Raw genomic sequence first — 20,302 nt, forward strand, 5'->3', positions numbered from 1 at the left:
ACCATAACATGATGATCCGCTGTTTAGCTGTTGATGACGAATCTTACGCATCAGACATTATTGCAACATTTATTAATAAAACGCCTTTTCTAGAGTTGGTTGGCACCACGACAAATGCGTTCGAGGCGCTTAACCTGGTACAGGAGGGAAAGGTGGATTTGGTTTTTCTGGATATCCAGATGCCTGAACTCACCGGAATCCAGTTTCTGAAAATATGCGGAGGCAAATGCAAAGTAATCTTAACCACCGCTTACCCCGAATATGCCCTGGAAGGTTTCGATCTGGATGTAGTAGATTATCTTTTAAAGCCAATTTCATACGAGCGTTTTTATAAAGCGGCAACAAAGGCACAGCAAATCATTTCTCCTGCACAATATGATGTGGTAAATGTTCCTCCTCCAGCAAGCAGCAATGGTTTTATTTTCATTAAAGGTGATACGAAGAATAAATTTATAAAGGTTAATTATGATGACATCCTTTACATCGAAGGACTAAAAAATTATGTTTCCGTTTACACCGCTTCTCAGCGAATTATCACTTATCAGGCACTCCGAGAATTGGAAATAGACTTACCCAAGCCTCCGTTTTATCGTATTCATAAATCTTATATCATATCATTAGAAAAAATTAAAATGATAGATGGCAATACCGTTTATATTAACGATCAGTCTATACCAGTCGGAGATACTTACAAGGAGGAGTTTTTCAAAGTTATCAGGGATAAAAAATAAATCTAAATGCTTGCAATGGAAAGTGCATCTGCTTAATAAACCAGCCATTTTCTGAAAGTGAACAGCTAAGTCACTACAGCAATTTAACAATAGCGCAATATTTCTTAAGTTTGCCAGCCTAAATACAGATCAACAACATTATGCAGGAAACGAACTCATTAAACCAGGTTGCAGAATTTCATACTACTTTTAAACATCCAATTTTAGAATCACCAATTATTCCATCTCGCCAACGGGCAAATCTGCGTGTGGCACTTTTAGCAGAAGAATTAAAAGAATTACAGGAAGCGATTGAAAACGATGATTTAGTTGAAGTTGCAGATGCACTTTGCGATTTGCAATACGTTTTGGCAGGTGCTATTCACGAATTTGGTTTGGGCGGCAAGTTCAAAACCTTATTTGATGAGGTTCACCGCTCCAATATGAGTAAAGCCTGTAAAACCGTTGAGGAGGCGGAGTTAACGATTAAACATTATTTCGATAAAGATCAAACCGAATCTTATTACAAAGAAGTTGATGGATTGTTCCTGGTATTTAGAAAGGCGGATGATAAAACTTTGAAATCCATCAATTATTCACCTGCTGATTTAAAATCGCATTTAGTATAATTTTGCTATACCTAAAAGTTGGCGGTGGTTAACTTGCGTTTTCTTACGCAATAAATTACCGCTAACCATTATAGATTGGTTCTTAGGTTTCCCATACCACCATCAATATTAATAATTTGGCCGGTCATCCAGCTGCTTTCGTCCGAAAGTAAAAAAGCAATTGCCGAGGCAATATCTTCAGGCTGTCCGTATTTTCCCAGTGGATGTCTTTTGGCTGAAGCGGTCTTTTTATCATCGGTATTGAGCAGGCTCGAAGATAACCGCGTTTCAGTTAGCGATGGTGCCACAGCATTTACCCTGATTTTCAAAGCTGAGAATTCTGCCGCAAGCGATTTTGTCAAACCTTCTACGCCAGCTTTTGCTGCAGCGATGCTACTGTGAAAACCCATGCCTGTTTGTGCGGCAACAGAACTGATGAGTACAATGGCAGATGAGCCTGAATTTTTGAGCGGCTTAAGTGCCTGTTGAATAATCTTTGCAGCCCCAATAACATTTAGCTGGTAATCATTCAAAAAATCTTCTGGCGCAATCCGGCCGAATGGCTTTAAGGTAATACTGCCTACTGCATAAACCAATCCGTGTAATGCTTCCGGCAAAAAATCAACTAACGAATCAAGATTGTCTAACACGTTCATCTCGCTGTGTCTTATGCCTTCTGGCCATTCCTCGCTACTGGTTCTGGAAACATTATAAACCTGAGCGCCTTTTGCGGCTAAATCTTTTACCAAAGCCAGACCTATTCCTGAGCTGCCACCTACTACTAAAATATTCTTGTTTTTGAAATCCATAATAGCTATACCTTGAAAAGACAGATAAGGTTTGGAATGGCTGAATTTTAGATGCTCATCAGGATGAATGTTCAGCAATGAATATTTTACAAAGTTCCAGAACAAAAAATTAACTTCCATGAACTTGTTATTAAATGCTTTACATAATTTAGGTATATAACAAAACATGATTTAAAGGTCGGCTTGTTCGGTATCGGTCTGGATACTTATTGGCCGCAATTCGAAGGACTGGAAAATCGCCTGATTGGTTATCTCGATCAGGTGGCGGAAAAATTGAACAGTTATGGTGCAGAAGTGTTGAATTTAGGTTTGATTGAAAATGCTGAAAAAGCATTCACGGCAGGGCATGATTTTCGAAAAGGGGATGTGGATATCATTTTTCTATATGTTACTACTTATGCGCTTTCTTCAACAGTGCTGCCGGTGGTGAGGCGGGCAAAAGTTCCGGTAATCATATTAAATCTATCTCCATCTGCTGCTATCGATTATCATAGTTTCAATAAATTGAACGACCGCACCAAAATGACTGGCGAATGGCTGGCATTCTGTTCTGCTTGTCCGGTGCCGGAAATTGCAAATGTTTTTAAACGGGCTGCTATTCCTTTCGAGCAGGTTACCGGAACCCTAACCGATCAACAAACCTGGGAAGAAATTGAGCAATGGGTAGATGCGGCAAAGGTTGCGCACCTGATGAGTCATAATACATTGGGTTTGATGGGAAATTATTATAGTGGAATGCTTGATATCTATTTAGACATCACCTTACAATGTGCTGTTTTCGGAAACCATGTTGAAATTATCGAACCCGATGAACTTACCGCTTTGGCTGAAGGCGTTTCAAGTCAGCAAATCGATGACAAACTGAAAGAATTCAACGCTGTTTTTGAAATAGATCCTGCCTGTGAAGAAAATGAGTTGAAAAAAGCAGCCAGGACTTCAGTTGCGCTTGATCAATTGGTTGAGCAATATGGCCTCGGATCGATGGCCTATTATCATAAAGGTACTGGAAATGCTAACGGCGAAACCATGAGCTCCATCATATTAGGGAATTCGCTCTTAACTGCCGGTGGGGTACCTGTTGCAGGTGAATATGAGATTAAAAATGCACAGGCTATGAAAATTATGGATGGTTTTGGTGCCGGCGGTTCATTTACTGAATATTATGCTTTAGATTTTGATGATGATGTGGTGTTGATGGGGCATGACGGACCGGGGCATTTGGGTATCGCCGAAGGCAAAATAAAAGTAAAACCGTTACAGGTTTATCATGGCAAGGTGGGAAGTGGCCTTTCAGTAGAAATGTCGGTAAAACATGGCGCAGTAACACTACTTTCTGTTGTAGAAAATAAGGGGAAAATATTTTTTCTGATCGCTGAGGGTGAATCAGTAGCCGGTCCAATTCTTGAAATCGGAAATACAAATAGCAGATATCGTTTCGAAATTGGTGCAAGAAAATTTGTTGAAGAATGGAATAACGCTGGTCCTGCGCACCATTGTGCAGTTGGCCTTGGACACATTAGTGGCAAAATAAAAAAGCTAGCGAAACTGCTAAGCGTAGAGGTGATCCTCATTTGTTAATGAATGATAAACTTTAATTTTATTTAACATTAAGTTTAATTTTATTTCATAATGTTGTATAAAATTTCAGATACATTAGGCTTCCTATAAGATTTTCATATTTAGAATACTATCTTTAGTTAACCAAATACTACAAAAATCGATGATTTAATTCGAATTAAACATCTATTTTTTAAAACCAACTGAAGGTTGATTACAAACTAATTTTATGAGAACGAAAAAAAGCCTACTATTTTTCTTATTTCAATTTGCTTCGATTTTTACATTTGCTCAGAACTTGAGTTTATCGGGATTAACCTTAAACTACAAATCAAACCCCATTGGTATTGATACGGCTGCAATCAGGTTTGGCTGGAAAATCAAAACTAATTTGAGGCAGACGATGCAAAAATCATATGAAATAAGGCTGGCCCGCTCACAAAACGATCTGTTAAACAACAAAAATCTGGTTTGGAATACGGGAAAGGTTAATAGTGATCAGTCTACTCATGTAGTTTATAACGGACCCAAGCTGAAAGACAGGCAACGCTATTTCTGGCAGGTTAAAATTACCGATGAAAAGAAAAACAGCTCTGCATGGAGCGAAGTTCAATTCTTTGAAACAGGCATGCTTAGCAATGCAAATTGGACGGCAGATTGGATAGAAAGTGAGATTGCCACTGAAGGTAAAGTAGGGCCAGCACCCATATTTGCCAGGCAATTTGAGCTGACCAAAAACATCAAATCTGCCAGGCTTTACATCACCTCACACGGTTTGTATGAAGCCACTATTAATGGTAAACGCGTAGGTGATCAATATTTTACACCTGGCTGGACCAGTTATCACAAACGACTTCAATATCAAACATATGATGTTACTTCGCTTTTAAAAGCAGGAAGCAATGAAACTTTTGTTACAGTAGGCGACGGTTGGTACAGGGGAAACCTCGAATTTAAGGGCAAAAGAAATACCTATGGTAAGGAGGTAGGATTGCTTTATCAGCTTGAAGTTACCCATGCCGATGGATCAGTAACCACAATCAATTCAGATGGCAGCTGGAAAGTATCGTTTGATGGGCCAGTAAAAAAATCAGATATCTACAATGGAGAAACCTTTAATGCGCTTTTGGTAAAAACGGCTACAAACCTAAAATCCTCTTCCTGGAAAACTGTAAAAGTAGCAAGTTATAACAAAGATAACCTCGTTGCTCCTGTTGGACCTGCGGTGAGTAAACACGAAAACATATCACCCATTAAAATATTTAAAACGCCAAAAGGCGAAACGGTTGCGGATTTCGGTCAAAACATGGTAGGCTGGGTGAAACTGAAATTGCATGGAAACAAGGGAGATACCATTACGGTCAACCATGCAGAAGTGCTCGATCAGCAAGGGAACTTTTATACCGATAATCTTCGTGCAGCCAAACAGGAAAATAAATACATTTTAACAGGGGGGAGGGAAGATATTCTTGAACCACATTTTACTTTTCAGGGCTTTCGCTACGTTAAAATTTCAGGCTATAAAGCAGCATTGGATAAAAATGACTTAACAGGAATTGCCATCTATTCGGATATGAAACCTACGGGTGAATTTACCTCTTCCAATCCGCTGATTAATCAGCTGCAAAGCAACATTCAATGGGGGCAAAAGGGAAACTTTTTAGATGTGCCTACTGATTGTCCGCAAAGAGATGAGCGTTTGGGCTGGACAGGCGATGCACAGGTCTTTTTTAATACAGCGGCTTTTAATATGGATGTATCAGGATTTTTTTCCAAATGGCTGCTCGATTTGTCCGTTGATCAGCATGAGAATGGAAATGTTCCGGTAGTCATTCCCGATTGCAGGGCAAAGGTAAATGCTGGTTCTGCCGGTTGGGGCGATGTGGCGACCATTATTCCTTATAACTATTATCAGGCTTACGGTGATCGAGATTTACTGGCAAGGCAATTCAATAGTATGAAGGCCTGGGTGGGTTATATCAAAAGTATCAGCAAAGAAAATTTGTGGAACAGCGGTCCGCATTATGGCGACTGGCTTTTTTACACCATGGCCGATGACCGCGATGGTAAAGCAGCTTTAACCGATAAGTTTTTAATTGCCCAGATTTTTTATGCTGCCTCCACACAGAATGTGATTGATGCAGCAAGGGCACTGGGTAAAAATGAAGAGGTTAAAATTTACGAAGCACTTTTAAAAGACATCAAGAATGCTTTTATGCGAGAATATGTAACGCCTTCGGGAAGATTGGTGTCGAGCTCACAAACCGCCTATGTATTGGCGCTAAATTTTGATATGTTGCCCGAAAATCTAAGAACACAGGCTGCGGCAAGGCTAGCCGAAAATGTAGCTTCATATAAAAATCACCTCACTACAGGCTTCTTGGGTACACCTTATCTCTGCCATGTTTTAACGCGTTTTGGATATAATGATGTGGCCTATAAACTGCTTCTTCAGGAAACTTACCCATCCTGGTTATACCCCGTTAAGAAAGGTGCCACCACCATTTGGGAGCGTTGGGATGGAATTAAACCAGATGGCAGTTTTCAGGCCACTTCCATGAACTCCTTTAACCATTATGCCTATGGCGCCATCGGAGATTGGATGTACAAAACCGTAGCCGGAATCAACATCGATCCGAAAAGTCCGGGATATAAAAAAATTGTGATTGCGCCACAACCAGGTGGCGATTTTAAACACGCTACAGCAAAATTTGAAAGTTTATACGGCGAAATTTCATCCGCTTGGAAAACCGATGGCGATAAGTTTATTCTGGATGTCAGCATTCCAGCAAATACCACGGCAACCGTAATGCTACCTGCATCAGAAAATGCAGTCATTATAGAAGGAGGAAAAGAAGCAGATGGATTGAATTATCTTAAAAAGATTAAATCACCATCTAAAAACAAGTCCTTTGAGCTTGGATCTGGCACATACCATTTTGAATATACCCTTGATAAAATAAGCCGCTAATTTCTTTTTGATGAAACCGATCGACCGACGTAAATTTATTCAGCTAGGCAGTTTAACTGCTGCCAATATTGCCATTTTAAGTTCAGTAAACGCCGCTGAGTTATTGAATTTTGATCCTGCGTCAGATAATTTAACAGCACTTGAAAATGCTTTTTTATCACCTCCGGATGAAACCCGGGCAGGTGGCTACTGGTGGTGGTTTAACGGATTGGTTAATAAGGCAAGTATCACCCGCGATTTGGAAGAGTTTAAAGATAAGGGAATTGGAAATGTCTTACTTGTGAACTCTGCTGGCGGTTTGGGTGGCGTTCCCTATCCGCAAGGAGAAAAATTTTTATCCTCAGGATGGAAGGCACTTTATCGCCATGCGCTCAAAGAAGCCGATCGTTTGGGTATCGAAGTGGGCGTAAACCTAAGTTCGGGCTGGTGCATGGGCGGACCCTGGATTAAACCTGAAAATGCAGGCCGGTGGTTTTTGCAATCAACCTTAAATTTAAAAGGGCCTCAAAATTTCTCAGGAAAACTGCCGCTTCCGGGTGGAAGAGATGGCTATAAACATGTTTTTAATCCGCCAGGTTACAAAGATTATATCGATCTCCCTCTGGATCAACTCGACTATCAGGATACTTCAATTGTTGCCATTTTAAATCCAAATGGCGATCAAGCCAAAATATCAGGTTCCCGGCAGGCCGTTTTTTCAGCAAAAACAAATCGAAAGGATTCTAGCAATTTTGCCAAGGCAAACGATGTAATGGGACCAACACTTTTTGCCTGGGAAAATCAGCTTGGTGATCAGCCAGTTGATGTTAAGCAGGTAATTAATTTAACGGACAAAGTCGGTATAGACGGAACTTTGAATTGGGAAGTGCCAGCAGGTGATTGGACCCTCGTTCGTACCGGGCATAGGATGACTGGATCGAAACTCATGATTGCCCAGCCTGAAGCCGATGGATTATCTATTGACTGGCTGGACAGCAGAGGAGTGGAGATTCAGTTTGAAAACCTGGGGAAAGTACTTTTAGAAGAAAACGCAAAAGCAAATTCTAAGGCGCTAAAATATTTCTGCGATGATAGTTTTGAGGATGGCTTTCCAAACTGGACACCCAAAATTATTGATAAGTTCAAAGCCTTTTGTGGCTATGACCCGCAACCCTATTTTCCTGTTCTGGCTGGTTTTATTATTGGGAGCGCCGAAATTTCCGATCGTTTTTTGCATGACTACCGCAAAACGGTAGCCGATTGTATGGCGAACGGGCACTATAAAAGATTTGCAGAATTGTGCCATGAAAATGGTTTGAAGGTTCAAAATGAATCTGCAGGTCCAAGCCGCTCAGGAACGATGTGTATGGATGCTTTAAAAAACCTGGGTAGGAGCGATCAGCCGATGGGTGAATTTTGGTTAGGTGCCAAACATGACGAGCCCGGTGGTTTGGATGATGATCAGCCTTATGGCGTGTCAAGGCTAGAGTACGGGCAAAACAAGGTGACTAAAATGGTAGCTTCTGCCGCTCATATTTACGGCAGAAAAACCGCTTCGGCTGAATCATTTACCTCTTTCAGACATTGGAAAGATGCGCCTGAGCATTTAAAACAAGCTTTAGACCGGGCTTTTTGTGAAGGAATCAATCGCGTAGTCATTCACACCACCACGGCCTCCCGACCAGAAGACGGTTTGCCGGGATTTGAATACGGAGCCGGAACGCATTTCAATCCTAATGTTACCTGGTGGGAAAAATCTTCAGCCTTTCTTACCTACATTTCAAGGTGCCAGCATTTGCTCAGGGCCGGTAGATTTGTGGCTGATGTGCTTTTTTACAATGGCGATGCGGCACCAAACATTGTATTACCCAAACATGTGCCACCGAGCCTGGGCAAAGGTTATGATTACGATGTTTGCAATGAAGAAGTTTTACTGACCCGTTTAGCCGTTAAAGATAAATTTATTGTGCTACCAGATGGTATGCGTTACCTGGTGCTGGTGCTTGCAGATGATCAACGCATGCCTGAAAAGGTAATTGCAAAACTTGAAGAATTGGTCAAGGCCGGAGCAACGATCATTGGCCCTAAACCCAACAAGTCGCCAGGCCTGGGCGGTTATCCTGCATGTGACCAGTATATCAAAACTAAAGCAAATTTACTTTGGGGCAAAGCCAATGGAAAATCAATCAAACTCAATCATTTTGGCAGTGGCCGGGTTTTTTACAATGAAAATGTTCGTAATGTGCTGCTTAACGACGGCATACTTCCCGATTTTGAATGTTCGGGAAAGGAGAATTTCATAGACTTTATCCACCGGAAAACCGCCAGTGAAGATATTTATTTCATCACCAATCGCTTGGATCATGAGGTTAGCTCAAGCTGTACTTTCAGGATAAACGGGCAACCTCAGCTTTGGGATGCGGTTACCGGAGAAATCATTAAAACTGTTCCATTTAAAAAGAGTGGAAACCGGATCATCATCGATCTTCAGTTTGCCCGGTTTCAGTCTTACTTTGTTGTGTTTCCAAAGGCGAAGGCAGGCCAAACTGTTACCAATAAGCGCCTGTTTCCAGTATTTACTCAAAAGCAAATGTTAACAGGCGCATGGGAAGTAAACTTCGATCCGAAATGGGGAGGACCGAGCAAAATTATTTTTGATGAGCTGATTGACTGGAGCAAACACAGCGAGGAAGGAATCAAATTTTATTCCGGTAAAGCGGTATATCGTAAAAATTTCAATTACAATTTATCAACCCATGGAAAACGTGTTTTTTTAGATTTGGGAACAGTTAAAAATATTGCCTCCGTAAACTTAAATGGTAAAAATTTAGGTACAATATGGACCAGTCCGTGGCGGGTAGATATTGGCGATAGTTTGAAGTCTGGTGATAATATGCTGGAAATTGAGATCATTAATCAATGGCCAAACAGACTGATTGGAGATGCTGCATTGCCCAAAGAAAAGCGTTTAACCAACACCAATATCGTATTCAAAAAGACTGATCCATTGTTGCCTTCGGGTTTGCTTGGGCCAGTTCAAATCATGAGTGAGTAACATAACAGTTCATAACAGTTAAGCATTGGGCTATCTTTATTTTAGACCAACCAAATATTTTAATCATCAGAGCATGCAGGCATTTTTAGGCGTAATTTTTCACTTCATCGGCGGGTTCGCGTCGGGCAGTTTCTACATTCCATATAAAAAGGTAAAAGGTTGGGCTTGGGAGAGTTACTGGATTGTTGGCGGCATTTTCTCCTGGTTAATTGTTCCGCCTTTAGCAGCCTATTTAACCATTCCGAATTTTACTGATATAATTTCCTCAACCAGCGGTCAAATCCTAACCATAACCTACTTTTTCGGTATTCTTTGGGGTATTGGAGGTTTAACTTACGGTTTGGGTGTTCGCTATTTAGGGGTATCATTGGGCAGCAGCATTATCCTGGGCCTTTGTATGGTTTTGGGTTCCATCCTGCCATCCATTTATTTCGATGTTTTTCCGCAGGAAGGCAAAGATACCTTTACCATGTTTTTAAATACCGACTGGGGGCGCATGGTGATGCTGGGACTTCTGGTTTGTGTGCTGGGTATTATCATTTGCGGTAAAGCCGGGATGATGAAAGAAAAAGAAATCAACACGGGTGTTACCGATCCACATGGATTAGAGGTTAAAACCGAGTTTAAATTTGGTTTAGGCTTATTTGTTGGAATTGTTTCAGGGGTATTAAGTGCCTGTTTTAACTTCGGTATCGAAGCCGGTAAGCCAATGGCCGATGCTGCAAATTCCATCTGGAAGGCAGCAAATCCAGCTGAAACCGGAAATTTCCTTTTTTCGAACAATGTAACTTATATCATCGTATTATGGGGAGGATTAACCACCAACTTTATCTGGTGTATGATCTTAAACGCCAGAAACAAAACATTCGGCGACTATACCAATAAGAAAACGCCACTTTTAAAAAACTATATCTTTTCGGCATTAGCCGGAACAACCTGGTTTCTTCAATTCTTCTTCTATGGAATGGGAGAGAGCAAAATGGGTAACGGCGCCAGTTCATGGATCTTGCACATGGCCTTCATCATCTTAATTGCCAACGTTTGGGGGCTGGTTTTGAAAGAATGGAAAGGCGTTTCCAGAAAAACATTAATTACCGTATTGGTTGGTATTCTAACCATCATCGCATCCGTATTAATCGTGGGTTACGGTAATTCACTTAAAGGTTAAATCATATAAAAAAATCAAAATACTATAATGTCAATCGAAACGAAAAATTATAAGCATGTAAGCTATTTGTGGAATGAAGAGGAAGCCGCAAAGCTAGCTGGAGATGAAGTTGCATTGTTAATTTATCGCTCTAATTTACTTGGCGCCGATTTACGCCTAACCAATTATGGTGGTGGAAACACTTCATGCAAGTTATTAGAAAAAGATCCTTTAACCGGATCTGAAACAGAGGTAATGTGGGTGAAAGGATCAGGAGGAGATTTGGGTACCTTGAAAAAAAGCGGTTTGGCAGCACTTTATGTAGATCGTTTACGCAGCTTAAAAAATATTTACCGTGGTGTAGAACATGAAGATGAAATGGTTGAATTGTTCAATCACTGCATTTTCGATTTGAGTTCGAAAGCACCATCAATTGATACACCACTACACGGATTTTTACCTTTCGCACACATCGATCATTTACACCCTGATGCAGCAATTGCAATCGCGGCAGCAAAAGATGGAAAAAAAATCACTGAAGAACTCTTCGGTGGAACCATTGGATGGGTAGAATGGAAAAAACCAGGTTTCGAACTGGGCTTAACATTGAAAAAATGTTTGGATGAAAATCCAGGTATTCGTGGAATCATGTTGGGTTCTCATGGTTTGTTCACCTGGGGCGATACTGCATACGAAAGTTATTTAAATACCCTTGATGTAATCGAAATCTGTTCTGAATATTTAGCACAGAATTACGGTAAAAAAGGTCCGGTTTTCGGCGGACAAAAAATTGAAAGTGCTGAGGCAGCAAGCCGTAAAAAACAAGCCGCTACTTTAGCGCCGATTTTACGTGGTTTATGTTCTTCTAAACAACACATGATTGGTCATTTTACTGATGATGCCCGTGTTTTAGAATTCACTAACTCTAATGATCTTTCTCGTTTGGCTCCGATGGGAACCAGCTGTCCTGATCACTTTTTAAGAACTAAAATCAGTCCTTTGGTTTTAGATTTGAAAGCAGACGCTGATTTATCTGATACAAAAGCGATAAAAGAAACCTTGCTGCCAGCTTTCGAGGCTTACAGAGCCATGTATACTGATTACTACGAAAATTGCAAGCACGATAATAGTCCGGCTATTCGTGATACAAATCCAGTGGTGATTTTATATCCTGGAATTGGTATGTTCACTTTTTCGAAAGATAAACAAACGGCAAGAGTGGCAGCTGAATTTTATATCAATGCCATCAATGTAATGAAAGGTGCTGAAGCGATTTCAGAATATACTTCTTTGCCGCACCAGGAAGCTTTCAACATCGAATACTGGTTGTTAGAAGAAGCAAAATTACAACGCATGCCTAAACCAAAACCACTTACCGGAAAAATCGCTTTGATTACTGGTAGCGCTGGTGGTATTGGGAAAGCCATTGCTAAAAAGTTTGTTGCTGAAGGTGGCGTGGTCATATTAAACGATATGAATGCGGAGCGTTTGGCTGAAGCTGGCGCTGACTTTGAAAAACAATTTGGCAAAGATTCATACGCTACTGCAGTATTGAATGTAACTTCTCAGGAAGATATTGATGGTGCTTTTGATGCTGCGGCATTGGCTTTCGGTGGTGTAGATATCATCGTAAACAACGCTGGTTTATCAATTTCAAAAACCATTGGCGATCATACTGAGAAAGATTGGGATTTATTGTATGATGTTTTGGTTAAAGGCCAGTTCTTCATTACCCAGGCTGCAACAAAAACGATGCAAAAGCAGGATATCGGTGGCGATATCATTAACATTGTAAGTAAGAATTCACTGGTTAGCGGACCAAATAATGCAGGTTATGGCAGTGCGAAAGCTGCACAACTTCACTTAAGCAGATTAAATGCTGCTGAACTGGGTGCCGATAATATTCGTGTAAATGTGGTAAATCCGGATGCAGTAATCAGCGACAGCAATATCTGGGCTGGTGGATGGGCGGAAGGCCGGGCGAAAGCTTATGGCATTACCGTTGCCGAACTGCCTGCTTATTATGCAAAACGTACTTTATTGAACCAGATTATTTTACCAGATGATATTGCAAATGCATGTTTTGCCTTTGTTGGTGGTTTGTTAAGCAAATCGACTGGAAATATGCTAAATGTTGATGGCGGCGTAGCCATGGCATTCGCAAGATAATATTTTTATGTCCGTCATTGCGAGGTACGAAGTAATCTCCTGATTTAATTAGAGGTAGCCGCATTCAGCAGTGACCATAAATGTTTTCCCGGTTTGTGTCCTCACAAACCGAAGTTAAATTTAGTTTTAGTAAGTTGTTCTCTCGGTCTGTGGCTTGCCACAGACTGGAAATGACTTTAAATAATTTTCATCGTTTTGCGATGATTACAACGAGGCGAATTTTCGTTTTATTTATTAACCTAACAAACCAAGTATTCTCATGAATATCGAGCAGAACCAAATTGAAAAACATAACGACTCCCTGTTAACCGCTCATCAACGCAAGCTTAATTTTTTAAAAGAAGATTGGTCGCATGTTGATTTAGAAAGTGTAATCCAAAAACTGGTTGATTTTCAAATTGCGATTCCATCTTGGGCTTTAGGTACAGGAGGAACACGTTTCGGGCGTTTTGCCATCACCGGTGGAGAGCCGCGTACCATAGAAGAAAAAATTGAAGATGTGGGTTTACTGCATGCCTTAAACGGTGCAAGTGGTGCAATCTCGCTTCATATTCCATGGGATATTCCACAAAATGCAGAAAGCTTAAAATCTTTGGCTTCAAGCTACGGTTTAAAGTTCGACGCCATGAACTCAAACACCTTTCAGGATCAGGCAGGTTCAGCACATAGCTATAAATTCGGCTCTTTACAAAACGTAAATAAAGCGGTGCGTAAGCAAGCCATTGAGCATAACATCGAAGTAATTAAACATGGCATTGCATTAGGTTCTGATGCCTTAACCGTTTGGTTAGCCGATGGATCTTGCTTCCCGGGTCAGTTAAATTTCCGTAAGGCTTTTGAAAATACTTTAGAAAGTTTAGAAGAAATTTATGCTGCTTTACCAAGCGATTGGAAAATGTTCGTGGAATATAAAGCTTTTGAACCGAATTTCTATTCAACAACAGTTGGCGATTGGGGCCAATCGTTACTTTATGCCAGCAAATTAGGTAAACAAGCTTATACTTTGGTTGATTTAGGTCACCATTTGCCCAATGCCAATATCGAGCAAATTGTAGCTTTACTGTTAATGGAAGGAAAATTGGGTGGATTCCACTTCAACGATTCTAAATATGGTGATGATGATTTAACGGCTGGAAGTATCAAGCCTTACCAGTTATTCCTGATTTTCAATGAACTGGTTGAGGGAATGGATGCCAAAGGGATGAATCACGCTAAAGATTTAGGTTGGATGATTGATGCATCTCACAATGTGAAAGATCCATTGGAAGATTTATTGCAATCAGTAGAAGCAATTATGATCGCTTATGCACAAGCTTTACTGGTTGATCGTAAAGCACTTAATGCTGCTCAGGATAATAATGATGTGGCTGGGGCACAGGAAATTTTGCAAAATACTTTCCGCACTGATTTAAGGGCATTGGTTGCCGAGGCAAGATTAAGAGCAGGTGCTGCCTTATCGCCAATTGGCTTATACCGCGATTTAGCCGTAAGAAGTAATTTAGTTGATCACAGAGGAAATACTGTAGCTACAGGTTTATAATAGGAGCGAGAGAAATGCCAAAACCGGTTATTGCAATATTTGACGTTGGGAAAACGAACAAAAAGCTTTTTTTAATTGATGAAAATTATCAGATCGTTTACGAACGTTCGGCTCGTTTCGTAGAAACGGTAGATGAAGACGGCGAACCATGTGAAAATCTGGAAAGCCTTAAATCATCCGTTTATGATTCATTGCAACAGGTTTTGCAGATGAAAGAGTTTGATATTAAAGCGATTAATTTCTCAACTTACGGGGCTAGTTTTGTTTATCTTGATGAAAAGGGCGAACCTTTGACACCGCTTTATAATTATCTTAAAGAATATCCGGAAGCGCTGAAGCAGGAGTTTTATGCAAAATATGGTGGTGAGGAAAAAATCTCTTTAGAAACAGCCTCACCAATTTTAGGAAGCTTAAATTCCGGCATGCAGCTTTATCGCTTAAAGCATGAAAAACCTGCTGTTTTTGATAAAGTAAAATGGGCTTTACACTTGCCGCAGTACCTGAGTTATCTCATCACCGGAAAAGCTATTGCTGATATTACCAGTATTGGTTGCCATACACAGCTTTGGGATTTCAACAAAAATGAATACCACAACTGGGTAACATCAGAAAAAATTGATGAAAAATTTGGGGAATTTACTCCGGCAGACTCCAGCTTGAAAACGGAGTTTAATGGTGCGACTTTCCAGGTAGGCGTGGGGCTTCACGACAGTTCCGCGGCATTGATTCCTTATCTGGCAAACTTTAACACACCTTTTATCCTCATTTCAACCGGAACCTGGTGTATTAGTTTAAATCCATTTAACCAGGAACCGTTAACCAAGGAAGAATTAAAGCAGGATTGTTTGTGTTACATGCACTACAAAGGCAAACCGATTAAAGCTTCAAGGATTTTTGCTGGTTATGAGCATGAAATACAGCTCAAACGCATTGCAGAACACTTTGACCGGGCGGCTTATCTGTTCAAGCACCTAAAGTTCAATCCTTCCATGATTTTGAAACTGGCGAACAAAGTGCCAGAAAACTTAATTCCACAAACTGAATTTTCGGCTGTTTCTGCCTTTCCTGAGCGTGATCTGAATTTATTTCAAACTGCCGAGGAAGCGTATCATCAGTTAATATTTGATTTGGTTAAACAACAGATTTATTCTTTAAACCTGGTTTTAAATGCCGGCGTAAAAAGGGTTTTTGTAGATGGTGGATTCGGTAAAAATGCAATTTACATGCACTTGTTAGCAACTTCTATTCCCGATATCGAGGTGTATGCTTCTTCGGTATCACAGGCTACTTCTATTGGAACCGCGTTGGCTATTAATGATGCCTGGAATGAAAATCCCGCACCAACGGATATGATTCAACTGAAATATTATTCGGCTATCCAGCGAACAATCGAATCTTAAAATACAATTCAATAAGCTTTACCGCGGATGTTTTACGTCAATCAATTGATGAACTAAACATCCGCGGTTTGTTTTTCAGGATTTTTTTCGACCGCTGTATCTTGTTTTTCACTGCTGAAACAGAGATTTTTCTTATATTCGAATCTCCACGTGAATCATTTTGAAAGCAGACGACGTAATTTCCCACATCCAGATTGATGAATATTCATCAACACCTAAGTATAAACAGCTTACCAATGCCATTTTAAGCGGTATTGAATCCGGTAAGTTGAAGAAAGGGAGTTTGCTCCCTTCTATAAATGAGTTAAGTTTTAGTCTGGAAATGTCTCGCGACACTGCCGAAAAAGGCTATCGTAACCTTCGTAAACTTGGCGTGGTCGATTCGGTTCCGGGCAAAGGTTATTTCATCATCAACACCGATTTTTCAAGAAAATTGAAGGTATGCCTGCTTTTTAACAAGCTGAGTACGCACAAAAAAATCATTTACGATTCATTCATTAAAGCGATTGGGGAAAGCGCTGCGATCGATTTTTATATTTACAACAATGATTTTGTATTTTTTAAAAAGATGATCACCTCTAAAATTGATGATTATACGCATTTCGTGATTATTCCTCATTTCCTGGAGGGTGGCGAAAATGCTCACGAGGTAATCAATACCATCCCGAAGGAAAAACTGGTTATTTTGGATAAGTTGTTATCTGGCATTACCGGCAATTTTGCTGCAGCTTACGAAAACTTTGCCCAGGATATTTATGCAGCTTTAGAGCAGGCATTGGAACAGCTATCTAAATATCACACCATAAAAATCATTTTTCCTAAACAGAGTTATGTGCCACAGGAGATTTTAACTGGTTTTTACCGCTTCTGTCAGCAGTATGCTTTTAATCACAAAGTAATCCACAACATTAAGGAAGAGGAGATAAATTCCGGCGAAGTTTTCATCAACCTGATGGAAGATGATTTGGTAACTTTAATCGAGCGGCTGATTGTTCTCAAACTTAAAATTGGAAAAGACGTGGGTTTAATTTCTTACAATGAAACTCCTTTAAAGCGATTTATTCTTGATGGCATCACCACCATTTCTACTGATTTTCATCGGCTGGGCACCCAGGCTGCAGAGTTTGTGTTAAATGGTAAGACTGAAAAAATTGAGGTGCCATTTTACCTTAATCTCCGCAAGTCGCTATAATCCGATTGTTAGTTTATTACGAAGTAAGTAATTCCGTGGGCAGCTTCTTTCAATTTAATTCATGCTAAAGGCGTTCATTATGCTTCAGCTGTAGTGTTGTTATTATTGCTCATCTATTCTAAAACTAAATCAGGCAAACGGGTGTTCAATGTATAAACAACCAGCTATGGGATTTATAAAAAACGCCATTATCGGCATCGCAATATTCGAAGGTATAAAATATCTTACCAAAAAAGATGTATTGGGAACATCAAACTTTGACAAAATCAAGGAGCAGCTTCCTTCCTATATCGACAAGGCAAAAGAGGTATCTCAAGATTTGAAAGCCGGCAAAATGCCGCAGGTATAGTGATATTTCTTAAAAAAAATGATTAGCCAAGACTCATCAAATTGAAACAATTTAAGCTCCTCATCATCTGTAACTCCATCTGATTTTAATGGACAAAACGCTTAAGTTTTTAACGGAGTTAAAGGATAACAATGACCCGGGATGGTTTTTGGATCATATCGGGGCGTATGAACAGGCTAAAACCGAAGTTTCTGACTTGACTTATTTAATTCTGGAACAATTATCGCTCCTGGATTCAGCGCTAGACAGCGAAATAGATGTAAATAGGTTTATATCAACCCTGGTTGTTATTAAGCCCAAGAAGAAACCTCCTTATCATACTTTTTTTAATTTGTCCATCAGTCCGTTATTGAATGGTGGAAACGAACCTGTTTACCGGCTTCACATTAATCCTGAAGGAAGTTATATCAGTGTACTTTTTGAACCAGATGTGTTTGGACTTCAGGTAATCAGAAGTTTTATCATTAAAAACTTTGATTTACTGCAAAAAGCCCTAACCGAAGCTTATTCAGCTGGTTTTATGTTAAACGATGTCCAGGCCGGTGTTTTACCCAAAGGTTATCAAACCGGAGTTATCGGAGAAAATTATATCAAATTACCATTTTATGAGCTCAGGTGCCCGGTAGATTTGTATAAGAAAAAAAGTCATCTGATCGCGGATATCCTGACATCTTTCGAGTTGGCCATACCATTTGTCGAGTTTTTTCGAAAAGGGCTTGGGCTTCGCTAACGATTGAAAGATGTCTTTTTATCTTCCCTCTGGAAGCTGATGATCGCTAATGATTTTTCGAATTCCAAAAAATGAAACCAATCCAATGGTTATCCCTACAATTATTGCTGCTTTAAATGCCATAATGAATCAACACCTGAGCAGCGAGATTGTTTAAATCCAGCTCATTATTCTAGCGTATGTTTTTTTTTACGCTACTCATTTCTGAGCCGGATAAACGCTACCCGGCTCAATTGCTTATTCTGCTTCTTCTCTATTTGGGCGGCAAAGAAAAACAAGCAGACCAAAGCTACTTACAAGCATAAAACACCCTGCAATTAAATTGTATTTTTCCATTTGGTTAGTTTTAGTTAGTGATGATCTAATTTATAATAAGGCTGTTACAAAATCAATAGCTAAACCAAATTGGAATACTTTTTATGGTGGAGAAGAAAAATCTGTTGCATACAAAAGCCTTAAATTCTCGTATTACTTAAGGTTTTAAATGTAATCAAGCCGCTCACAAATAAACTTTACCCCCTGCTCTTCTAATGATGACTATCATCCGTCACTGATGTACAAATGATTTATCTATATCCACAACACTTATTTGATTTGCATTATTGCTTCTGCTAATGTCGTACTATGACATGATTACAATAAGTTAATAGTTTCATAACATTTCTTTTTACTTTTATTTTGTTTTATAAACTTTAATTTAGTTAATTTGATAAAAGGTTTTTAAATCTAAACCAATTGCTTATAAACTGATGTGGCTAACCGAACATCAGTAAATCAACCTTACTAACCAAATTATGAGTGTACAAATTGATTCACAGAATTCACTGCTCAATCGGGTAGGAATTCCTAAAAACCTGGCCTGGGGTTACCTCGGTATTTTAATTTTTATGATGGGCGATGGGCTGGAAGGCAGTTGGTTGAGTCCTTATTTAATCGGTCGTGGAATGAGCATTCAGCAATCTGCTTCGCTATTTACGGCTTACGGCGTAACCATTGCCATCTCATCCTGGTTTTCGGGCGTGTTGGTAGAAAGTTATGGACCGAAAAAAACGATGTTGATGGGGTTGATCCTTTACATATTAGGAACCGCCGGTTTTGTAGGTTATGGCGTACCTAAACTGGATTATGTCATCATGTTATTAACCTATGCCATCCGTGGATTTGGTTATCCGTTCTTTGCTTATTCATTTTTAGTTTGGATTACCTATAGAAGTCCGCAGAAAAAACTGGGCACCGCCGTGGGTTGGTTCTGGTTTGTTTTTACCGGTGGATTAAATGTTTTCGGCGCTTACTATTCCAGCTGGGCCATTCAAAACCTTGGCTATTTAAGTACCCTTTGGAGCTCAATTTTCTGGGTTTTAGTTGGTGCTTTTTTCGCTCTGGTCTTGGTTAAAGATAAGTTCAAATCTGATTCAACAACAGTAAATAAATCGGAAGAATTAATGAAAGGCCTAACAGTGGTTGTCGAAGAACCAAAGGTGCTTATTGGAGGAATTGTGCGCATCATCAATACCACGGCGCAATTTGCTTTTCCGGTTTTTCTGCCTACTTATATGGCTACACATGGTTTCAGCACAACCGAATGGGTACAAATATGGGGAACAATTTTTATTGCCAACATCGCCTTTAATTTAATTTTTGGTTTCGTTGGCGATAAACTGGGCTGGAGAAATACCATCATGTGGTTTGGCGGTTTTGGATGTGGCATTACCACGTTGTTATTCTTTTATTCGCCTGTGCTTTTTGGCAGTAGTTTCTGGATGATCATGTTTTGTGGTGTATTGTGGGGAGCGATGTTGGCGGGTTATGTTCCGCTTTCGGCACTGGTTCCATCGTTGGTAAAAAAAGATAAAGGCGCAGCAATGTCTATCCTTAACCTGGGTGCTGGGCTGGCTGTTTTCGTAGGGCCACTAATTGTCTGGATGTTCATCGGCTCCATTGGTAATGAAGGAGTAGTCTGGATTTTAGCAGGAATGTATTTTCTAAGTGCAGTATTAACCAGGTTCATCACCTTACCCTTAAATGCCAAAACTGCTCAGGTGAGCGAGCCGGAGTTACAGGCAATAGTTACAAATTAATTGATAAA

At 40.0% G+C, this 20,302-nt stretch carries 14 protein-coding genes; 13 read left to right on the top strand and 1 reads right to left on the bottom strand.

Annotated elements, in window-relative coordinates; translation table 11 throughout:
* Positions 1-8: 8 nt before the first annotated feature.
* Positions 9-731: a LytR/AlgR family response regulator transcription factor gene (locus tag R2Q70_RS07490; protein WP_410478362.1), complete on the top strand. Its 723-nt coding sequence runs from the start codon at positions 9-11 to the stop codon at positions 729-731.
* A 140-nt stretch (positions 732-871) separates the two neighbouring features.
* Positions 872-1,339, top strand: a complete 468-nt coding sequence (locus R2Q70_RS07495) for a nucleoside triphosphate pyrophosphohydrolase family protein (protein ID WP_316807015.1) — start codon at positions 872-874, stop codon at positions 1,337-1,339.
* 68 nt (positions 1,340-1,407) lie between these two features.
* Here the strand turns inward: R2Q70_RS07495 and R2Q70_RS07500 are convergent, their stop codons facing one another.
* The gene (locus R2Q70_RS07500) at positions 1,408-2,247 is read right to left on the bottom strand and encodes an SDR family NAD(P)-dependent oxidoreductase (protein WP_316807016.1); all 840 of its coding nucleotides are present in this window, start codon (positions 2,245-2,247) and stop codon (positions 1,408-1,410) included.
* A gap of 63 nt (positions 2,248-2,310) precedes the next feature.
* On the opposite strand from R2Q70_RS07500, the gene R2Q70_RS07505 reads away from it, so the two are divergent.
* The 11 genes from R2Q70_RS07505 (at position 2,311) to R2Q70_RS07555 (ending at position 20,294) form a co-directional block, all read left to right on the top strand.
* On the top strand, positions 2,311-3,705 hold the full coding sequence (locus R2Q70_RS07505) for an arabinose isomerase (protein WP_316807017.1): 1,395 nt from the start codon (positions 2,311-2,313) through the stop codon (positions 3,703-3,705).
* Positions 3,706-3,913: 208 nt separating this feature from the next.
* Positions 3,914-6,655: a glycoside hydrolase family 78 protein gene (locus tag R2Q70_RS07510; protein ID WP_316807018.1), complete on the top strand. Its 2,742-nt coding sequence runs from the start codon at positions 3,914-3,916 to the stop codon at positions 6,653-6,655.
* A gap of 10 nt (positions 6,656-6,665) precedes the next feature.
* Entirely contained in the window at positions 6,666-9,689 is a 3,024-nt protein-coding gene (locus R2Q70_RS07515) for a glycosyl hydrolase (protein WP_316807019.1), read from the top strand.
* Positions 9,690-9,762: 73 nt separating this feature from the next.
* Positions 9,763-10,857, top strand: coding sequence for an L-rhamnose/proton symporter RhaT (gene rhaT / locus R2Q70_RS07520; protein ID WP_316807020.1), 1,095 nt, complete (start codon positions 9,763-9,765; stop codon positions 10,855-10,857).
* A 27-nt stretch (positions 10,858-10,884) separates the two neighbouring features.
* Entirely contained in the window at positions 10,885-13,005 is a 2,121-nt protein-coding gene (locus tag R2Q70_RS07525) for a bifunctional aldolase/short-chain dehydrogenase (RefSeq protein WP_316807021.1), read from the top strand.
* Positions 13,006-13,264: 259 nt separating this feature from the next.
* Positions 13,265-14,545, top strand: a complete 1,281-nt coding sequence (locus tag R2Q70_RS07530) for a sugar isomerase (RefSeq protein ID WP_307292605.1) — start codon at positions 13,265-13,267, stop codon at positions 14,543-14,545.
* 14 nt (positions 14,546-14,559) lie between these two features.
* Entirely contained in the window at positions 14,560-15,945 is a 1,386-nt protein-coding gene (locus R2Q70_RS07535; RefSeq protein WP_316807022.1) for an FGGY-family carbohydrate kinase, read from the top strand.
* Between the two features lie 160 nt (positions 15,946-16,105).
* Positions 16,106-17,137: a GntR family transcriptional regulator gene (locus R2Q70_RS07540; protein ID WP_316807023.1), complete on the top strand. Its 1,032-nt coding sequence runs from the start codon at positions 16,106-16,108 to the stop codon at positions 17,135-17,137.
* 166 nt (positions 17,138-17,303) lie between these two features.
* The gene (locus R2Q70_RS07545; protein ID WP_316807024.1) at positions 17,304-17,486 is read left to right on the top strand and encodes a YtxH domain-containing protein; all 183 of its coding nucleotides are present in this window, start codon (positions 17,304-17,306) and stop codon (positions 17,484-17,486) included.
* Between the two features lie 88 nt (positions 17,487-17,574).
* Positions 17,575-18,216 carry a DUF2461 family protein gene (locus tag R2Q70_RS07550; RefSeq protein WP_316807025.1) on the top strand — a complete coding sequence of 214 codons (642 nt, stop codon included), beginning with the start codon at positions 17,575-17,577 and terminating at the stop codon, positions 18,214-18,216.
* Positions 18,217-19,010: 794 nt separating this feature from the next.
* Positions 19,011-20,294 carry an MFS transporter gene (locus tag R2Q70_RS07555; RefSeq protein ID WP_316807026.1) on the top strand — a complete coding sequence of 428 codons (1,284 nt, stop codon included), beginning with the start codon at positions 19,011-19,013 and terminating at the stop codon, positions 20,292-20,294.
* The last annotated feature ends 8 nt before the right edge of the window (positions 20,295-20,302 follow it).

Origin of the sequence: Pedobacter agri, assembly GCF_032678665.1 — a bacterium.
Lineage (GTDB): Bacteria > Bacteroidota > Bacteroidia > Sphingobacteriales > Sphingobacteriaceae > Pedobacter > Pedobacter agri_A.

Excerpts from the sequence above, each read along its gene's own strand:
- R2Q70_RS07535 (WP_316807022.1), top strand. The coding sequence starts at position 14,560 with ATGCCAAAACCGGTTATTGCAATATTTGACGTTGGGAAAACGAACAAA.
- R2Q70_RS07495 (WP_316807015.1), top strand. The coding sequence starts at position 872 with ATGCAGGAAACGAACTCATTAAACCAGGTTGCAGAATTTCATACTACT.
- R2Q70_RS07515 (WP_316807019.1), top strand. The coding sequence starts at position 6,666 with ATGAAACCGATCGACCGACGTAAATTTATTCAGCTAGGCAGTTTAACT.
- R2Q70_RS07545 (WP_316807024.1), top strand. The coding sequence starts at position 17,304 with ATGGGATTTATAAAAAACGCCATTATCGGCATCGCAATATTCGAAGGT.
- R2Q70_RS07530 (WP_307292605.1), top strand. The coding sequence starts at position 13,265 with ATGAATATCGAGCAGAACCAAATTGAAAAACATAACGACTCCCTGTTA.
- R2Q70_RS07500 (WP_316807016.1), bottom strand. The coding sequence starts at position 2,247 with ATGGAAGTTAATTTTTTGTTCTGGAACTTTGTAAAATATTCATTGCTG.
- R2Q70_RS07555 (WP_316807026.1), top strand. The coding sequence starts at position 19,011 with ATGAGTGTACAAATTGATTCACAGAATTCACTGCTCAATCGGGTAGGA.
- rhaT (WP_316807020.1), top strand. The coding sequence starts at position 9,763 with ATGCAGGCATTTTTAGGCGTAATTTTTCACTTCATCGGCGGGTTCGCG.
- R2Q70_RS07510 (WP_316807018.1), top strand. The coding sequence starts at position 3,914 with ATGAGAACGAAAAAAAGCCTACTATTTTTCTTATTTCAATTTGCTTCG.
- R2Q70_RS07490 (WP_410478362.1), top strand. The coding sequence starts at position 9 with ATGATGATCCGCTGTTTAGCTGTTGATGACGAATCTTACGCATCAGAC.
- R2Q70_RS07550 (WP_316807025.1), top strand. The coding sequence starts at position 17,575 with ATGGACAAAACGCTTAAGTTTTTAACGGAGTTAAAGGATAACAATGAC.
- R2Q70_RS07525 (WP_316807021.1), top strand. The coding sequence starts at position 10,885 with ATGTCAATCGAAACGAAAAATTATAAGCATGTAAGCTATTTGTGGAAT.